The organism is Streptomyces sp. NPDC005803 (genome assembly GCF_040630435.1).
Lineage (GTDB): Bacteria > Actinomycetota > Actinomycetes > Streptomycetales > Streptomycetaceae > Streptomyces.
The window spans coordinates 135607-150302 of the sequence record NZ_JBEXXO010000013.1; the positions used below are offsets into that span (position 1 = coordinate 135607).

Sequence of the window (14696 nt, forward strand, 5' to 3'; positions counted from 1 at the left end):
CGGACCCGCTGCCAGGTCAGTCGGCGACCGGTACGGACGCCGGTTCCGACGCGGTCTCGGCGGCGGACTGCGCGGCCGCCTTCTTGGCCCGGTTCTTCAGGATCAGCATCGAGCCGAGACCGATCAGGAGCGCGATCGCCAGACCCAGGTACGAGAACCGCTTGAGCCAGGCCTCGGCGACGACACCCACCGAGTAGATGACCGCCGTGGTGCCGCCCGCCCAGGCGATCCCGCCGAGCACGTTGGCGGTCAGGAACTTCCAGTACGGCATCCGCAGGACGCCGGCGAGCGGTCCGGCGAAGATGCGCAGCAGTGCGACGAAGCGGCCGAAGAAGACCGCCCACATGCCCCACTTCTGGAACGAGCGCTCCGCCAGGGCGATCTGGCTCTCCCCGAAGTGCCGGGGGAACCTGCCCCCGAGCCAGGCCAGCAGCGGCCGTCCGCCCTTGCGGCCGATGGCGTAGCCGATCGAGTCGCCGATCACCGCCCCTGCCGTGGCGCAGGCGCCCAGGATCCACGGGTTGATCCCGTCGTGTCCCGCGGCCAGCAGGGCCGCGCTGATCAGCACGATCTCGCCGGGCAGCGGGATGCCGAGGCTCTCGAGCCCGATGACGACGCCGACCAGGACGTACACGCTGATCGCGGGGACGGTCTCCAGCCACTCCTGGATGTGCAACGCCGGTTCCTCCGTAGTGATGTCCTCATCGCCCGCCGGACAGCTCCACGGCGCACGGCGAAAGCCTACCGGTCGCCGGCCCGGCCCGGACAGGCACGCAGCACCTGTCCGGGCCGGCCGAGGTGGTGGCGGCCCAGGCCGGGGCCGACCGGAATCAGGCGTTCGGGCGCAGCGTCCAGAGCACGGTCATCTCGCCGGTCACGGCGCCGTCGGCGCGCTGGATCCGGACGGCCACCGGGAACTCGGGGCGTGCGCCCGCGTCGAGCTCGGCGACGACGTCGGCCACCGGCCGGCCGAGGGTGGCGGTCGCGGTGACCTCCCCCATGGCCAGCTTCTTGTAGGCGATCTCGGCGTTCACCGCGAGCGGGACGGCTCGCGTCAGCTGCTCGCCGAACGCGGCCATGACGATGGCCCCGCTCGCCGACTCCGCCAGCGTGAACATGGCACCGGCGTGCGGTCCGCCGACGTGGTTGTGGAAGTCGGCCTGGTCCGGCATGCGGACCACCGCGCGTTCGGCTGTGGACTCCAGGAATTCGAGGTTGAGGGTCCGGACCATGGGGACCGACGCGGCGACCATGTCGCCCGCGGTCATCTGTTCAGCGCTCATGCCCCCGATGTTACTCACGAGTAGTGGAGATTGGCCATGCCTTCGCGGCTGCCCGCCCGCGCCCCGGCCGCATCGTTCTTCACCGTCCGCTCACGGGGGCGGCCGTAGCCGCCGGGGTGGCGCCCCTCTATCGTTACTCGCCATGTGGCCAGGACAGCAGCCGCCCGGGGGCGAGCAGAACCCGCAGGATCAGAACCAGAATCCGTACCAGCAGCCGGGGTACCAGCAGCCGAACCCCTATCAGCAGCCGGGGTACCAGCAGCAGGGCCAGCCCGGGCAGCAGCCCGGTTACGGCTACCCGCAGCAGGGCGGCCCGGGATACCAGCAGCCCAATCCGTACCAGCAGCCCACCGTCCCGCAGTACGCGGTGCCCGGCCCGCCCGGCGGGCCCCAGCCCGGCAACGACAAGAAGAGGACGACCGTCGTCGCCATCGTCGCGGCGACCGCGGTCGTCGTGGCCGCGGCGGTCACCGGTGTCGTCGTGCTGAACAAGGACGACGACAACGGCGGCAAGAACGTCGCCGACGACAAGAAGTCGTCCGCACCCGCCAAGCCCTCCGACGCCGCGTCCTCACCCGTGGCGAATCCGCGCGGCACCGACGGGGACGCCAAGCCGCTGATCGCGGGCTGGAAGGTCGTGACCAACCCCAAGTGGGGCACGCAGTTCGACGTGCCCGGCGACTGGGAGGTCGGCTCCCCCGGCACGTTCTCGTACTTCGAGGACGACGCGAAGGGTGACGGCTCGCCGCTCATCGGCTTCTCCGCACCGGCGGACTACAAGAGCAAGTGGTGCGTCGACGACGCGGACAAGGACGGCACCAAGGAGAACTACAGCCTCGCCGGCACCGGCACCCGCGGCGCGGAAGGCGCCACGGACGCCGCCCTGAACGCCAGGAACGAGGCGGGCACCTGGGCGTGGGGCGCCTACGCCCAGCACATGCCGAAGAAGACCATCAAGATCAGTAAGGCCACGCAGTACACCACCAAGTCGGGACTGACGGGCAGCCTGGTCACCGCCACCGCCCCGAACGTCACCAAGAAGAAGAAGTGCGACAGCGACGGGAAGACCATCGCCTTCACCTTCAAGAACAGCAGCGGGGCCTTCTCCTCCTGGGTGCTGTACGCCGCCACCGGCGTCGAGGGCGAGCTGCCGGACACGACGGTCCAGAAGATCCTGAGCACCGTGCGGCTGGTGAAGATCACCGAGTCCTGAGGGGCGGAAACGCATTTGGCACATCGGGGTCATTGCCGCGATAGTCCCTGAGTGACTGACGCAGCCGACGCCGTACCCCGCTCGCACCGCCCCACCCCGGCGGGCCGCAACTACCGGCTGCTGACCGCCGCCGCGATCATCACGGGCCTTGGCACCCATGGCGCGCTGATCGCGGCGGCGTTCGCGGTTCTGGATGCGGGCGGCGACGGCGGGGACGTGGGACTGGTGGCCGCCGCCAGGACCGCGCCCCTGGTGCTCTTCCTGCTGATCGGCGGGGCGATAGCGGACCGCCTGCCACGCCACCGCGTGATGGTCGCGGCCAACGCCCTCAACTTCCTCTCCCAGGGCGCCTTCGCCTGGCTGGTCCTGGCCGGTGACCCCCAGCTGTGGCAGATGATGCTGCTGACCGCTCTGTGCGGCACCGGCCAGGCCTTCTTCAACCCCGCGGCCGAGGGCATGCTGATGTCCAGCGTCAGCGGCGAACAGGCGAGCCGGGCCTTCGCCCTCTTCCGGATGGCCATGCAGGGCGCCGCCATCGGCGGTGCCGCGCTCGGCGGTGCCATGATCGCCGCGATGGACCCGGGCTGGGTGCTGGCCGTCGACGCGGCCGCCTTCGCCGTGGCCGGGGCGCTGCGCGCCTTTCTCGACGTCAGCCACATCCCCTCGCGGAAACCGGGCGGTGGTCTGTTCGCCGATCTGCGGGAGGGCTGGCAGGAATTCGTCGGGCGTCCCTGGCTCTGGGCCATCGTGGCGCAGTTCTCCGTGGTCGTCGCCGCCGTCGGGGCCGCGGAGGCGGTCTACGGGCCGCTGGTCGCCGAGGACGAGCTCGGCGGCGCCCGCCCCTGGGGTTTCGCGCTCGCCGCCTTCGGTGTCGGCACCGTGGCCGGGGGGCTGCTGATGGTCCGGTGGAAGCCCAGGCGGCTGCTGCTCGCCGGAACGCTCTGCGTCTTCCCGCTGGCCCTGCCCTCGGCGGGGCTCGCCGTCCCGCTGCCGGTGGCGGGGCTCTGCGCGGTGATGTTCGTCAGCGGGGCGGCCATCGAGGTGTTCGGCGTCTCGTGGATGACGGCCATGCACCAGGAGATCCCGGAGGACAAGCTGTCACGGGTCTCGGCGTACGACTGGTTCGGCTCGGTCGCCATGATGCCGGTCGCCACCGCGCTCGCGGGGCCGGTGGAGTCGCTGGTAGGCCGCAGTCAGGCGCTGTGGGGCTGCGCGGGTCTGATCGTGCTGGTCACCGGCGCGGTGCTGTTCGTGCCGGATGTGCGCAACCTGACCCGCCGGACCACGTCCACACAGAGGGCGGTCGGGATCCCGCAGCCATCAGCCGATGCCGAAAGCGCCGTCGGGCGGCTCGGGTGAGGCGACCGCCTCGTCATCGCCCACCGGCCGGGCACCCTTGAGGAACGCGGCGACCGCGGCTCCGTACTCGACCCGGGCCGCGAACGCGTCGGCCGCGCAGCGGCGGGTCAGGGCGGGCGTGTCGAAGGGCGACCGCGACGCGACGAGGACCACGTTGCCGAAGCGCCTCCCCCGCAGCACGGCGGGCTCGGCGATCAGCGCCAGCTCGTCGAAAACGGTCGCGAAGGTGGCCAGTTGGGAGCGCAGGAAGCCGAAGGGCGCCCCGTCCGCCAGGTTGGCCGCGTAGATCCCGTCCGCGCGCAGGGCCCGTGCCGCGGCCTGCGCGTAGGGCACGGACGTCAGATGGGCGGGCACCCGGGAGCCGCCGAAGACATCCGCGATCACCAGGTCCACCGAGCCGGCAGCGGTCTCCTCCAGCTGTCTGCGGGCGTCCGCGGCATGGACGGTGATCCCGCTCCTTTCCGGCAGCGGAAGGTGCGCGGTGACGAGGTCGAGCAGAGCCCGGTCCGCCTCGGCGACCTCCTGGCGCGAGCCCGGCCGGGTCGCGGCGACGTAGCGGGGCAGGGTCAGGGCGCCGCCGCCGAGGTGCAGGACGTCCAGCGGCTCCCCCGCTCCGGCCGCACAGTCCACGACGTGGGCGAGCCGCCGCGCGTACTCGAATTCGACGTGCTCCGGCGCGTCCATGTCGACGTACGACTGGGGTGCCCCGTCGACCGTGAGCAGCCAGGCCCGCTCGCGGTCCACGTCGGGGAGCAGCCGGGCGGTGCCGTGGTCCACGTCGCGCACGACGGGTATCGACTCGTTCACTCCCCCATTGTGCTGGGTGGGGTGACCTGCCCCTGACCGCGAGGCGGGCCTGGGCGCGGGGCCGGCCACGCCCCCGTCCGCGCGCACGGACGGCGGGTCCGCCGCCCGCGGGTGCGGGAGGCGGACCCTGTCCAGCCGTACGCCTCAGAGCAGTCCGGTGACGGTGCCCGCGCCGACGGTGCGGCCGCCCTCACGGATGGCGAAGCCGAGACCGGCCTCCAGCGGCACGTCGCGGCCCAGCTCGACGGTCATGGTGACCGTCTCGCCGGGGCGCGCGACCGCCGCCGTCCCGAGGTCCACGTCGCCGACGACGTCGGCGGTGCGGATGTAGAACTGCGGCCGGTAGCCGGTGGTGACCGGCGTGGTGCGGCCGCCCTCGCGCCCCGACAGGACGTACACCTGCGCGGTGAAGCGCCGGCTCGGCGTGACGCTGCCCGGCGCCGCCACGATGTGGCCGCGTCGCACCCGGTCGCGCTCGACCCCGCGCAGGAGCAGGGCGACGTTGTCGCCCGCCTCGGCCGACTCCATCGGCTTGCCGAAGGTCTCCAGCCCGGTGACGACCGTCTCGGTGTCCGCGCCCAGCACGGACACCCGGTCACCGACGCGGACGGTGCCGCGCTCCACGGCACCGGTGACGACCGTGCCCCGGCCGGTGATGGTCAGGACGTTCTCCACGGGCAACAGGAACGGCGCGTCGGTGTAGCGCACCGGCATCGGTACGTACGTGTCGACGGCGTCGAGCAACGCCTCGATCGACGCCGTCCAGCGTGGGTCGCCCTCCAGCGCCCGCAGGCCCGAGACCCGGACGACGGGCACGGTGTCGCCGCCGTAGCCGTGCGCGGACAGCAGCTCGCGCACCTCCAGCTCGACCAGGTCGGTCAGCTCGGGGTCGCCCGCGTCCGCCTTGTTGAGCGCGACGACGATGTGGTCGACGCCCACCTGACGGGCGAGAAGCACGTGCTCCGCGGTCTGCGGCATGATCCCGTCGAGCGCGGAGACGACGAGGATCGCCCCGTCGAGCTGGGCGGCGCCGGTGACCATGTTCTTGATGTAGTCGGCGTGGCCGGGCATGTCGACGTGCGCGTAGTGGCGGGTGCCGGTCTCGTACTCGACGTGCGCGATGTTGATGGTGATGCCGCGCCGCGCCTCCTCGGGCGCCCGGTCGATGCGGTCGAACGGGACGAACGCGCCGGTGCCCCGGTCGCTGAGGACCTTGGTGATGGCGGCGGTCAGGGTGGTCTTGCCGTGGTCGACGTGGCCCATGGTGCCGATGTTGAGGTGCGGCTTGGTGCGCACGTATGCCGTCTTGGGCATGGTTCATTCCTTGGGATGCGAAGCTGGGAGTAAGGACCCCGGGGCCCGGCCGACCCTCCCCTTGCGGGGTCCGCCGGACAGTCGGGGGAGGGTCAGCTTCGGGCGCCGCCGAAGGGCGCTGCGGCAGCGGTGAACGCTGCCGCGACAACTGCTGCGAGGGGGCTCACGGCAGCCTTCGGCGAGTCCGCGACTGCGGACTGCGCTGCGAGGAAGGCGTACCGGAACATGGCTCGATCATCTCCGACGGCCGTCGGCCCGTCGAGCGGATTTTCCGACGGCGGTACGGGGGCCGGCGGTGCGGTCCCGCCTCAGAGGTGCCGGGTGGCCTCTCGTACGGACAACGGCGCCAGGCGGCCCCGGGCGTCGTCGACGAAGTCGCGTACGGCCTGCGGGTCCGTCTTGGCGTACTCCCGCAGGCACCAGCCGATCGCCTTGCGGATGAAGAAGTCGGGATGGTCGGCGCGGCGCAGGCAGTACGCGAAGAGCCGGCGCGCGTCGGTGGCCTCCTTGAAGCGGAGTTGGTGCAGCAGCGCGGTACGGACGATCCAGAGGTCGTCGTCCTCGATCCACTCGTCCATGGTGTGCCGGAGCTCCGGGTCGGCTGCCACCAGCGGGCCCGCGACATGGGCGGCCAGGGTGTCGACGGTGTCCCACCAGGGCACGGTCGTGACCAGGTGGCGCAGTACCGGCACGAAGCCGGACGAACAGCGTGCGACGTGGCGGCGCAGGTAGTCGGCGGCGAAGTAGTGGTACTCGCGCTCGGGCAGGGCCCAGCAGCGCAGCGCGATCGCGGCGCAGTCCGCCTCCCCGGGGCGCGCGGCGCCTTCGAGGACGGAGCGGGACAAGGCTCGGCGGCGGGGCGTGGGAATGCCGAGGAACGGCGCCACGTGCTTCATGTACGCGGCGGCCGACCGGGCACGCACGGGGTCGGCGGCCGGGGGGTAGAGCAGTGTCAGCCGCTCCAGGACCGTGTCGGCGAGCACGCTGCGCGGCAGGGCCGGGGCTGGCTCGGCGCGTTCCCTTACCGGTTCGACCGGGTAGCTCATCACACTCACAATACGGTGATCACACACGGGAGTCGGTTAGTCTCCCCGAATGCTCGACCGCGTCTCCGCCCCCGCCGCCCGGCCCGCCGCCGGCCTCGCCGTGCGCTGCACGCGGGTGCTGCTGTCGCCCTGGTCCCGGCTCTCCCTGCTCGTGGCCGTACTGCTGGCCGCCGCGACGACGATGCTGCTTCTGGAGCCCCAGCGGCTGCTGTCCTCGGGCTGGCCGGCCCAGCTGAGCGGCGGGGCCGCCGCGGTCGTGGTCTTCGGCCTCGCGTACGGCGTCTGCACGGTCGCCTTCGTACCGAGACCGCTGCTCAATCTCGCCGCCGGCGCGCTGTTCGGCGCGCAGGCGGGGCTGGCGGCGGCGCTGGCGGGCACGGTGCTGGGCGCGGGCATCTCGTTCATGCTCGGCCGGGTCCTGGGGCAGGAGGCGCTGCGTACGCTGCTGCGCGGGCGCTGGATGCGGGCGGCGGACGGGCAGCTGAGCCGGCACGGCTTCCGCTCGATGCTGGCGCTGCGGCTCTTTCCCGGGGTGCCGTTCGCCGCCGCGAACTACTGCGCCGCCGTCTCGCGCATGGGGTATCCGCCGTTCCTCGTCGCGACCGGCCTCGGGTCGATCCCGAACACGGCCGCCTATGTCGTGGCCGGGAGCGAGGCGTCCTCACCCACCTCACCGGCCTTCCTGGCCGCGATGGGCTTCATCGTGCTGACGGGCGCGGGCGGGGCCGTGGTCGCCTGGCGCCGGCGCCACCGGCTGGGAGCGGAGTGATGCGGCGGGCTGCGCGGGGGCAGTCGTCAGTGTGTTCATCCGGGGGCGATACGCTGCCCGCGACCGACTGACGATCTCCGGGCCCGGTGCGGCCCTGTCATCGCACGACCGCAATCCGCACGCCGCCGACGGCTCGACGCCGTCGGCCGATGCATGATCACTCCGGGATGGCCCAAGCCCCATGAGCTGGTTCGAATCGTTCGTCCTCGGCCTCGTTCAAGGACTGACCGAGTTCCTGCCGATCTCCTCCAGCGCGCATCTGCGGCTCACCGCGGCATTCGCCGGCTGGCACGATCCGGGCGCGGCGTTCACCGCGATCACCCAGATCGGCACGGAGGCCGCAGTCCTCATCTACTTCCGCAAGGACATCGTCCGCATCGTCTCGGCGTGGTTCAGGTCGCTGACGGACCGTTCGATGCGCGGTGACCACGACGCGCAGATGGGCTGGCTCGTCATCGTCGGCTCGATCCCCATCGGCGTGCTCGGCGTGACGTTCAAGGACCAGATCGAGGGTCCGTTCCGCGATCTGCGGCTGATCGCCACGACCCTGATCGTGATGGGTGTCGTCCTCGGCGTCGCCGACCGGCTGGCCGCGCGCGACGAGACCGGCGGCAAGCACCGGGCCATCAGGGAGCGCAAGTCGCTCAAGGAGCTCGGCGTCAAGGACGGGCTGATCTTCGGCTTCTGCCAGGCGATGGCCCTGATCCCGGGTGTCTCACGGTCGGGCGCGACGATCAGCGGCGGCCTGCTGATGGGGTACACCCGCGAGGCGGCGGCGCGTTACTCGTTCCTGCTCGCCGTCCCGGCGGTGCTCGCCTCCGGGGTCTTCGAGCTGAAGGACGCGGGCGAGGGCCATGTGTCGTGGGGCCCGACGATCTTCGCGACCTTCATCGCGTTCGGCGTGGGGTACGTGGTCATCGCCTGGTTCATGAAGTTCATCACGACCAAGAGCTTCATGCCGTTCGTGATCTACCGCGTGCTGCTCGGACTCGTCCTCTTCGCCCTGGTGGCGGCGGGGGTGCTGAGTCCGCACGCGGGCGAGTCCGCGGGCTGACCAGACCCCCCGGCGAGCGGCTCTCCCGGCTCCGAGCGGAGCTGACCGGGAAACGGCCTGGGAGGGGTGGGCCGCGGACGCCCGGGAGTTACCATCGACCGTCGCATCTCTGGGGAGGGAGCGGCAGTTGACGCCAGGGGGGCGACGTGGTGGAGGACAGCAGACCTGCGCGCGGGACACGTGGAGCTGTGTGGGGAAGGGCGTTGCTCGTCGTGGCGGCCGGGTCGGTCGCCGGACTCGCGGTGGCCTTCCACTGGTTCGGCTGGACCTCGATACCGGGCAACGCGTGCGGCGACCATTACGGCCCGTGCCCCGACGGCACCGTCCCCACCATCCTGCTGGCCTTCCTGTGCACCTTCGCGGGCATGGGCCTCGTGACCTGGCGGGTCGTTGAACTGACCAGGGTCCGTTCCGGCAAGGCGCTGCCGGCCGTGCTCGTCGTGACGGGCATGCTCCTCGCCCTCTGGCCGGGATGGCGGGCGTACGCGTGGATGCGCGGTCCCGTCCTCGACCGGGTCTGGCAGGCGCCACTCGACCGGCCGAACACCGTCAAGGGTGTGGGCAACTGGGTGCTGGACGGCGCCGTGGTCCGCGCCCGCACCGACGGTCTCACCAGCTTCGACCTGGCCGACGGGCGTGAGCGGTGGAACGTGGACGCGCCCGTGCGCGGATCGGCGTGCGCGATGAGCGACACCGTCCCGGACGGCGTCGGTGTGATCGCCTTCGGTCGCGAGGCAGGGCCGTGCGACACGGTGTGGGGCATCGACACCGCGAGTGGCCGAAAGCTCTGGGAGCGGAAAACCACGGGCGTCGCCGCGTTCGGCCCCACGGACGGCAGGGTGACCGCCGACAGCGGCGTCGCCGTCGCCCTGGAGGCCGCCGCCGTCCAGGGTTTCGCCCTGCGCACGGGCGTCCCGCGCTGGAAGGTGGACCTCGGCGAGGGCTGTTCGCCGGTCGTCGCTTCGGCCGCGGCGGGCCGTACCCGAGTGGTCAACCAGTGCGTGAGCGGCTCCGCGTTCCGCTCGCTGGAACTGGTCACGTTCGACACCGCGAACGGCACGCACGTACGCCGTACCGCGCTGCCGGCGGAGAGCGACGCGGAGACGGTCATGGTCATCTCCGCCCGGCCGTTCGCGCTCTGGCTCAAGGAGAAGGACAAACGGGGGACCGACGCCGTGCTCGCCTTCGACGATCAGGACCGCCTGCGGGGGACGGTGAAGACCTCGGGGCGTGCGGAGGACCTGCACCTGACCACGTACCCCGAACACGGCTTCGACGCCCGGCCGTCGCTCCGCGCCGCGGTCGTCGGAGACGTCCTGGTGACCGCCGTGACGAAGCCGGGCGAGGCGGTCCCCGCCGCCGTGTCCGGCTACGCGCTCGACGGCGGACGGCGTCTGTGGCACACCGGGGCGGGCGGGCCGGTCACCGCCCTCACCCGGCTGCCCGAGAACCGGCTCGCCGTCCTCGCGGACGGGCGGATCCGCTCTCTCGACCCGCACACCGGACACCTCGCGGAGGGGCCGCTGATCCGCGAAGGCCTCGACGAGGTCGCCGACGCATCACAGCTGGTGCCCGGCCGCGACGGGGACTGGGTCCTCGTCAACCCCGAGGGAACCGGCGTCATGCCGCCTCTCCTCGGGGTGGGCCGCTGACCCCGCTTCCGTACATCGCCGGCCGGGCGGCGGCGTCGGGAATCGGGCGCCGAGCGACGTGACCGGGCGCCGTACGGCAGAGCCCGGCGGCGGCCCGGTGGGGCGGGCGGGGCTGGATCCGCGGGAACGGCGGGGATCTCGGGGCGCGGGGCCCGGCGGCGTCGACGGGGCGGGCAGCAGCGGCGCGAAGGCGAACCGCCTGTACGGATGCGGATGGCCGGGCCCCTGCCGGCCGGCGTCCGGGCCGGGCCCGCCCCTGAACCGGATGCGGGCACGCACGTCCGGGGCCACGCTGGAGGTATGGCTACTCCCCCGATTGTGATCCACCGGCCGACGCCTTCCGGCGCGCGGCTCGTCACCGTGCACATCGCGGGCCGCGAGGAAAAGCTCGGGCTCGCCCACAGCGATCACGACGTGATCGTGTTCCTCGCCGACGCCGGCCTGGCGGACCCGGCGCGGGCCCTCGACACCCCGTCCCTCGTCGAGTGGCAGGGCGCAGCCGCCCACGAGTTCGCGGCGGGCTGAGCGGGCGGGGGTGGCAGGGCGTTCACCGGCCCGCCCACGGGCTCGGTGGCCGTCGGAGGCTGAGCCGGTCGAGCGTGCCGGCTCCGGCCGCACTTCGCGCTGCCTGGCGGGTCACGGCGAACGGCGGGACGGCGGTCCTCCGGGCAAACCGCCCCCGCGGCCGGATCGCGCCCCGCGTGCCCACACGCTCGGGTGCGCAATCCGCACCGGACGGCGTGCCCACACGCGTCAAGCGTGACCGGCACTCGTCAGCCATGAGCCGCCAGGCGGTTCCGGCTCCGGGACGGGTTCGTGCGTGGTCCGGCGCGCGAGGTCCTCGGTGATCCGCTCCCGCATGGCCCCGCCGCCGTGCGAGGCCCCGGACGCCATGCTGCCCCCGTCCCCGCCTGAGCGGGTACGGGGGCAGCACGGGCCTCGACGCGGGTGGTGTCACTCGGTCTCGACGAAGGGCGGAAGATCGGGTTCGACGAACAGCCCCTGGTAGCGCGGTGTCGGCATGGCCTCGGCGCGGCCCGGGGCCTCGGACGCCGAGCCCGCCGCGCTCTCGTCCGAGCGCCGCTGAACCTGGCGGGGCGGGGTATCAGCCATCGGGGTCTCCTGTTTGTTTCGCGGTTGCTGTGAGGGCCTCGGGACGCCGTCCGGTCCTCGGATCGCGGCGGCGACGGGGTGTGGCACCGTCCCGGCCCCACACCCACCAGGGCACCGGTATCCGACGAGGCCTGCTGAGACTATCCGTTGTCCCGGACCGGGCAGTAGGCAGCGTCGCCCATCCGCTCGTCATTCGCCTGCACAGCCGCGTCGGCGGGCCCGTGCGCCCCCCTGCGGCAGGCGGCCGGTCAGGGCCCTGCACGTCCTCAGCGGGCCTCGCGGTCCTCCTGCCACCGGGTGTACGGAACGCGGGAGATCTCCCGTACGCCTCCGAAGGTGCCCCACTCGTCCTTGCCGAGCCGGGTCAGCGGGCGCAGGGCGGTGACTTCCGGATGGCCGTCCGCCATGACGTCCTCGTCGACCGCGGCGTGCACCACCCGGCCGAACACGACGGTGGAGTCGCCGAGCAGGACCGTGCTGTGCAGCTCGCATTCCAGGGCGGCCGGCGAGCCCGCCACGCGCGGCGGCTTCACCCGCAGGCTGGGCTCCTGCCCGACGCCGACGGCCTCGAACTCGCTGATGCCGCGCGGGAAGTCGGTCGCCGTGGCGTTGATCTGCTCGAAGAGGTGTTCCGGGGCGAAGTTCACCACGAAGGAGCCCGTCGCCTCGATGTTGCGCAGGGTGTCCTTGCGCCCGACCGAGGTGAACTGCACGACGGGCGGGCTGACGCAGGCGATCGTGAAGAAGGAGTGGGGAGCCAGATTGGCCGTCTCGCCGTCCGGCGTGACGGTGGAGATCCACGCGATGGGCCGGGGTACGACCACGGCGGTGAGCAGCCGGTAGAACGTGCCGGTGTCCGTGGCTCCGGGATCGAAGTCGATGCGCATGACGCCGAGTATGGCGGCCCGCCGGCCCGTCCTCTCACACCTCCGTGTCCGGGCCCTCCGGCCCCTCGGATCCGAACTGCTCCGCCCGCAGCGCGAGGTCCTGGAGGACATCGGCGGACGACACGTCCGTCTGCCCCGAATCGTGCACCTGCGCCAGCATCGCGAACGCCAGGGTGAACGCGCCGACGAGCTGTTCCACCGCGCCTCCGACCTCCCGGCCGACCAGGACCACCACGTCCTCGATCGTGGCGTCCTCGGGGATCGCGATCCGGGGCATCGTCTCGTTGAGGAGGGCGGTCACCACGGTCGAATCGGTGCTGGGGTCGTCACGGTCCGGGTTCTCCTCCAAGAGGCGGCGCATCTCGCCCGCTTCGGTGAGGATGCCGATCACACGCTTCACGACTTCGCTCTGCTCCATCCCGCGAGCATAGGGGCAGGCGCCCCGGCCGACGAGGACAACGGGGGTCCGGCGTCCGCCGTGCCGGACCCGCGCGCGGCGGCTGCCGCCGCGCCTCCCCTGCGGCGGGCGCCGTCCGGCCGTAGCGTACGGGGCAGGCAGGCGGGGCCGGCGGAACGCGTCCGGACCGCTGACGCGCGCCCCGCGGACGCACCGGCCCCGGAGCACGCACCCCCGCACTCAGGAGGCACTCATGACCGGCACCGAGCTTCCCGTGATCGCCGCGGTCGACGGGTCCACGCACAGCCGCGACGCGCTGGACTGGGCGGCCCGTGAGGCGTCCGGGCGCGGGCTCCCCCTGATGATCGTGCACGTACGCCTCCTGACCCGGCGCACCGCCCAGGAGGCGCAGCAGCACGAGGCGGAGGACCTCCTCGCCCGGTCCGTCCGGCGGGTGAACCGGATCGCTCCCCAGCTGCGCCCCACGACGCTCGCACCGCTCGACTTCCCTTCGGCCGCGCTGGTCTCGCTCAGCCGCGACGCGTCGCTGGTGGTGGTCGGTTCACGCGGGCTGGGCGGGTTCCGCTCCCTGATGCTGGGCTCCAACAGCCTGGCGACCGCGTCCATGGCCAAGTGCCCGGTGGTCGTCGTCAACGGCGGGCAGCCGGACGAGGAGCCGGACGAGGACGCCGGGGATGTTGTCGCCGGGGTGGCCGCGGACGAGAGCAGCGAGGCGGTGCTGGAGTTCGCCTTCGAGACGGCGGCGGCCCGGCCCGGTGCGCGGCTGCGGGTCGTACACGGCTGGACCATGTTCTCGTCGATGCTCGCCGGCGGACCCGTCTTCGACCGGGACGCCGCGGCCGATTCCGCCGAGCGGTCGCTCGCCGAGCTGACAGCGGGCTGGCGCGAGAAGTATCCGCAGGTCGAGGTCATGAAGGAGCCCGTCAACGGCTCCGCGTCGCGCACGCTGGTGACCGCTTCCGCGACCGCGGCCCTCACGGTGATCGGCCGGCGCAAGGGCGGCGAGTCCCTCGGTCTGGGCCTGTCCACGGTGGCGCAGACGACGCTCACCCACGCGCTCGGGCCGGTGGCCGTGGTGCCCTGCTGACCCGCTGGGCGCCGCCACCGCCGCCACGCCCTTCGGCGACCCGAGCCCGGCCGGTTCCCGCCATTCGCAGCCGCCGTGTGTGCACGGCCCTTGGCCCCTGCCGTCCAGGGGCCCACACTGACCCGATGACGCAGCGTGTGGATCTCGCGACCGTGATGGACCGGCTCGCCATCGATGCAGTGGTCACCGGCTACGCGGTGGCGGTGGACGACGGTGCGTGGACCGACTACCGGGCGCTGTTCACCGCGGACGGCCGCGCCGACTACCGCACCGCCGGCGGCATCGAGGGCCCCGCCGACGAGGTCGCCCGGTGGCTCTCGCAGACGATGCTGCTGTTTCCCGTACGGCAGCACCTGATCGTCAACCGGCGGCTGGATTTCCAGGACCTCGGCGGCTATCCGGGCGACCGCGCGCGGGTGCGGGCCGACTACATGAACCCGATGCGGCTCGTGAGCGGACCGGACACGGCCGGGAGCGGGGACGCGGGCTCCAACGGCCGTCCGACCGCGCCGAACTTCGTCTCCGGCGGGCGGTACGCCTTCGACCTGCGTCGCACCGACGGCGGCTGGCGGATCCAGGACGTGACGGTCCACGAGAAGTGGCGGAACGTGCCGGACCCGCTCACCGCCAGGTGATCCGCCCCGGCTCGCTTCCGCTGCCCCACACTGGGCACAACAGGGAGAACGGATTTTGG

General features: G+C 72.7%; 16 protein-coding genes. 8 read left to right on the plus strand and 8 right to left on the minus strand.

Going from position 1 to position 14696, the window contains the following annotated elements; all coding sequences use genetic code 11:
• Nucleotides 1–16: 16 nt before the first annotated feature.
• Entirely contained in the window at nucleotides 17–676 is a 660-nt protein-coding gene (locus tag ABZ454_RS19970; protein WP_359539574.1) for a DedA family protein, read from the minus strand.
• Between the two features lie 154 nt (nucleotides 677–830).
• Nucleotides 831–1268 carry a DUF4442 domain-containing protein gene (locus tag ABZ454_RS19975; protein ID WP_359539705.1) on the minus strand — a complete coding sequence of 146 codons (438 nt, stop codon included), beginning with the start codon at nucleotides 1266–1268 and terminating at the stop codon, nucleotides 831–833.
• A 157-nt stretch (nucleotides 1269–1425) separates the two neighbouring features.
• Between ABZ454_RS19975 and ABZ454_RS19980 the strand changes: the two genes are divergently transcribed.
• On the plus strand, nucleotides 1426–2496 hold the full coding sequence (locus ABZ454_RS19980; protein WP_356317605.1) for a hypothetical protein: 1071 nt from the start codon (nucleotides 1426–1428) through the stop codon (nucleotides 2494–2496).
• A 51-nt stretch (nucleotides 2497–2547) separates the two neighbouring features.
• Nucleotides 2548–3855, plus strand: coding sequence for an MFS transporter (locus ABZ454_RS19985; RefSeq protein ID WP_359539575.1), 1308 nt, complete (start codon nucleotides 2548–2550; stop codon nucleotides 3853–3855).
• Here the strand turns inward: ABZ454_RS19985 and ABZ454_RS19990 are convergent.
• The 3 genes from ABZ454_RS19990 to ABZ454_RS20000 all read right to left on the minus strand — a co-directional run bounded on the left by ABZ454_RS19990 (nucleotide 3817) and on the right by ABZ454_RS20000 (nucleotide 7022).
• Nucleotides 3817–4662 carry a fused MFS/spermidine synthase gene (locus ABZ454_RS19990; protein ID WP_359539576.1) on the minus strand — a complete coding sequence of 282 codons (846 nt, stop codon included), beginning with the start codon at nucleotides 4660–4662 and terminating at the stop codon, nucleotides 3817–3819. The genes ABZ454_RS19985 and ABZ454_RS19990 overlap by 39 nt on opposite strands.
• A 144-nt stretch (nucleotides 4663–4806) precedes the next feature.
• Nucleotides 4807–5976 (minus strand): elongation factor Tu, encoded by a 1170-nt coding sequence (tuf, locus tag ABZ454_RS19995; protein WP_359539577.1) that lies wholly within the window; start codon nucleotides 5974–5976, stop codon nucleotides 4807–4809.
• A 308-nt stretch (nucleotides 5977–6284) separates the two neighbouring features.
• Nucleotides 6285–7022, minus strand: coding sequence for a DNA alkylation repair protein (locus ABZ454_RS20000; RefSeq protein ID WP_359539579.1), 738 nt, complete (start codon nucleotides 7020–7022; stop codon nucleotides 6285–6287).
• Between the two features lie 49 nt (nucleotides 7023–7071).
• Here ABZ454_RS20000 and ABZ454_RS20005 point away from each other — a divergent pair, with 49 nt between their 5' ends.
• From ABZ454_RS20005 to ABZ454_RS20020, 4 genes are all read left to right on the plus strand, one after another.
• Complete coding sequence (locus ABZ454_RS20005; RefSeq protein ID WP_359539580.1) at nucleotides 7072–7791, plus strand: VTT domain-containing protein; 720 nt, start codon at nucleotides 7072–7074, stop codon at nucleotides 7789–7791.
• 181 nt (nucleotides 7792–7972) lie between these two features.
• On the plus strand, nucleotides 7973–8845 hold the full coding sequence (locus ABZ454_RS20010) for an undecaprenyl-diphosphate phosphatase (RefSeq protein WP_356317594.1): 873 nt from the start codon (nucleotides 7973–7975) through the stop codon (nucleotides 8843–8845).
• Nucleotides 8846–9057: 212 nt separating this feature from the next.
• The gene (locus ABZ454_RS20015; RefSeq protein WP_359539707.1) at nucleotides 9058–10497 is read left to right on the plus strand and encodes a PQQ-binding-like beta-propeller repeat protein; all 1440 of its coding nucleotides are present in this window, start codon (nucleotides 9058–9060) and stop codon (nucleotides 10495–10497) included.
• A gap of 300 nt (nucleotides 10498–10797) precedes the next feature.
• Entirely contained in the window at nucleotides 10798–11022 is a 225-nt protein-coding gene (locus ABZ454_RS20020; protein ID WP_356317592.1) for a hypothetical protein, read from the plus strand.
• Nucleotides 11023–11451: 429 nt separating this feature from the next.
• Here ABZ454_RS20020 and ABZ454_RS20025 read toward each other — a convergent pair whose 3' ends face one another.
• From ABZ454_RS20025 to ABZ454_RS20035, 3 genes are all read right to left on the minus strand, one after another.
• On the minus strand, nucleotides 11452–11610 hold the full coding sequence (locus ABZ454_RS20025) for a hypothetical protein (RefSeq protein ID WP_356317590.1): 159 nt from the start codon (nucleotides 11608–11610) through the stop codon (nucleotides 11452–11454).
• Between the two features lie 266 nt (nucleotides 11611–11876).
• Nucleotides 11877–12497, minus strand: a complete 621-nt coding sequence (locus tag ABZ454_RS20030; protein WP_356317588.1) for a flavin reductase family protein — start codon at nucleotides 12495–12497, stop codon at nucleotides 11877–11879.
• Between the two features lie 34 nt (nucleotides 12498–12531).
• A complete protein-coding gene (locus ABZ454_RS20035) occupies nucleotides 12532–12915 on the minus strand; it encodes a hypothetical protein (RefSeq protein ID WP_356317586.1) in 384 nt (127 codons plus the stop codon).
• A 232-nt stretch (nucleotides 12916–13147) separates the two neighbouring features.
• Between ABZ454_RS20035 and ABZ454_RS20040 the strand changes: the two genes are divergently transcribed.
• Both ABZ454_RS20040 and ABZ454_RS20045 read left to right on the plus strand, forming a co-directional pair.
• Complete coding sequence (locus ABZ454_RS20040) at nucleotides 13148–14002, plus strand: universal stress protein (RefSeq protein WP_359539582.1); 855 nt, start codon at nucleotides 13148–13150, stop codon at nucleotides 14000–14002.
• Between the two features lie 125 nt (nucleotides 14003–14127).
• Nucleotides 14128–14637, plus strand: coding sequence for a nuclear transport factor 2 family protein (locus tag ABZ454_RS20045; protein WP_359539584.1), 510 nt, complete (start codon nucleotides 14128–14130; stop codon nucleotides 14635–14637).
• Nucleotides 14638–14696: the final 59 nt, after the last annotated feature.

Coding starts and splice junctions, on each gene's coding strand:
- ABZ454_RS20000 (WP_359539579.1), bottom strand. CDS start 7,022: ATGAGCTACCCGGTCGAACCGGTAAGGGAACGCGCCGAGCCAGCCCCG.
- ABZ454_RS20010 (WP_356317594.1), top strand. CDS start 7,973: ATGAGCTGGTTCGAATCGTTCGTCCTCGGCCTCGTTCAAGGACTGACC.
- ABZ454_RS20020 (WP_356317592.1), top strand. CDS start 10,798: ATGGCTACTCCCCCGATTGTGATCCACCGGCCGACGCCTTCCGGCGCG.
- ABZ454_RS19980 (WP_356317605.1), top strand. CDS start 1,426: ATGTGGCCAGGACAGCAGCCGCCCGGGGGCGAGCAGAACCCGCAGGAT.
- ABZ454_RS20030 (WP_356317588.1), bottom strand. CDS start 12,497: ATGCGCATCGACTTCGATCCCGGAGCCACGGACACCGGCACGTTCTAC.
- ABZ454_RS20040 (WP_359539582.1), top strand. CDS start 13,148: ATGACCGGCACCGAGCTTCCCGTGATCGCCGCGGTCGACGGGTCCACG.
- ABZ454_RS20025 (WP_356317590.1), bottom strand. CDS start 11,610: ATGGCTGATACCCCGCCCCGCCAGGTTCAGCGGCGCTCGGACGAGAGC.
- ABZ454_RS19975 (WP_359539705.1), bottom strand. CDS start 1,268: ATGACCGCGGGCGACATGGTCGCCGCGTCGGTCCCCATGGTCCGGACC.
- ABZ454_RS20045 (WP_359539584.1), top strand. CDS start 14,128: ATGACGCAGCGTGTGGATCTCGCGACCGTGATGGACCGGCTCGCCATC.
- ABZ454_RS20005 (WP_359539580.1), top strand. CDS start 7,072: ATGCTCGACCGCGTCTCCGCCCCCGCCGCCCGGCCCGCCGCCGGCCTC.
- ABZ454_RS20035 (WP_356317586.1), bottom strand. CDS start 12,915: ATGGAGCAGAGCGAAGTCGTGAAGCGTGTGATCGGCATCCTCACCGAA.
- tuf (WP_359539577.1), bottom strand. CDS start 5,976: ATGCCCAAGACGGCATACGTGCGCACCAAGCCGCACCTCAACATCGGC.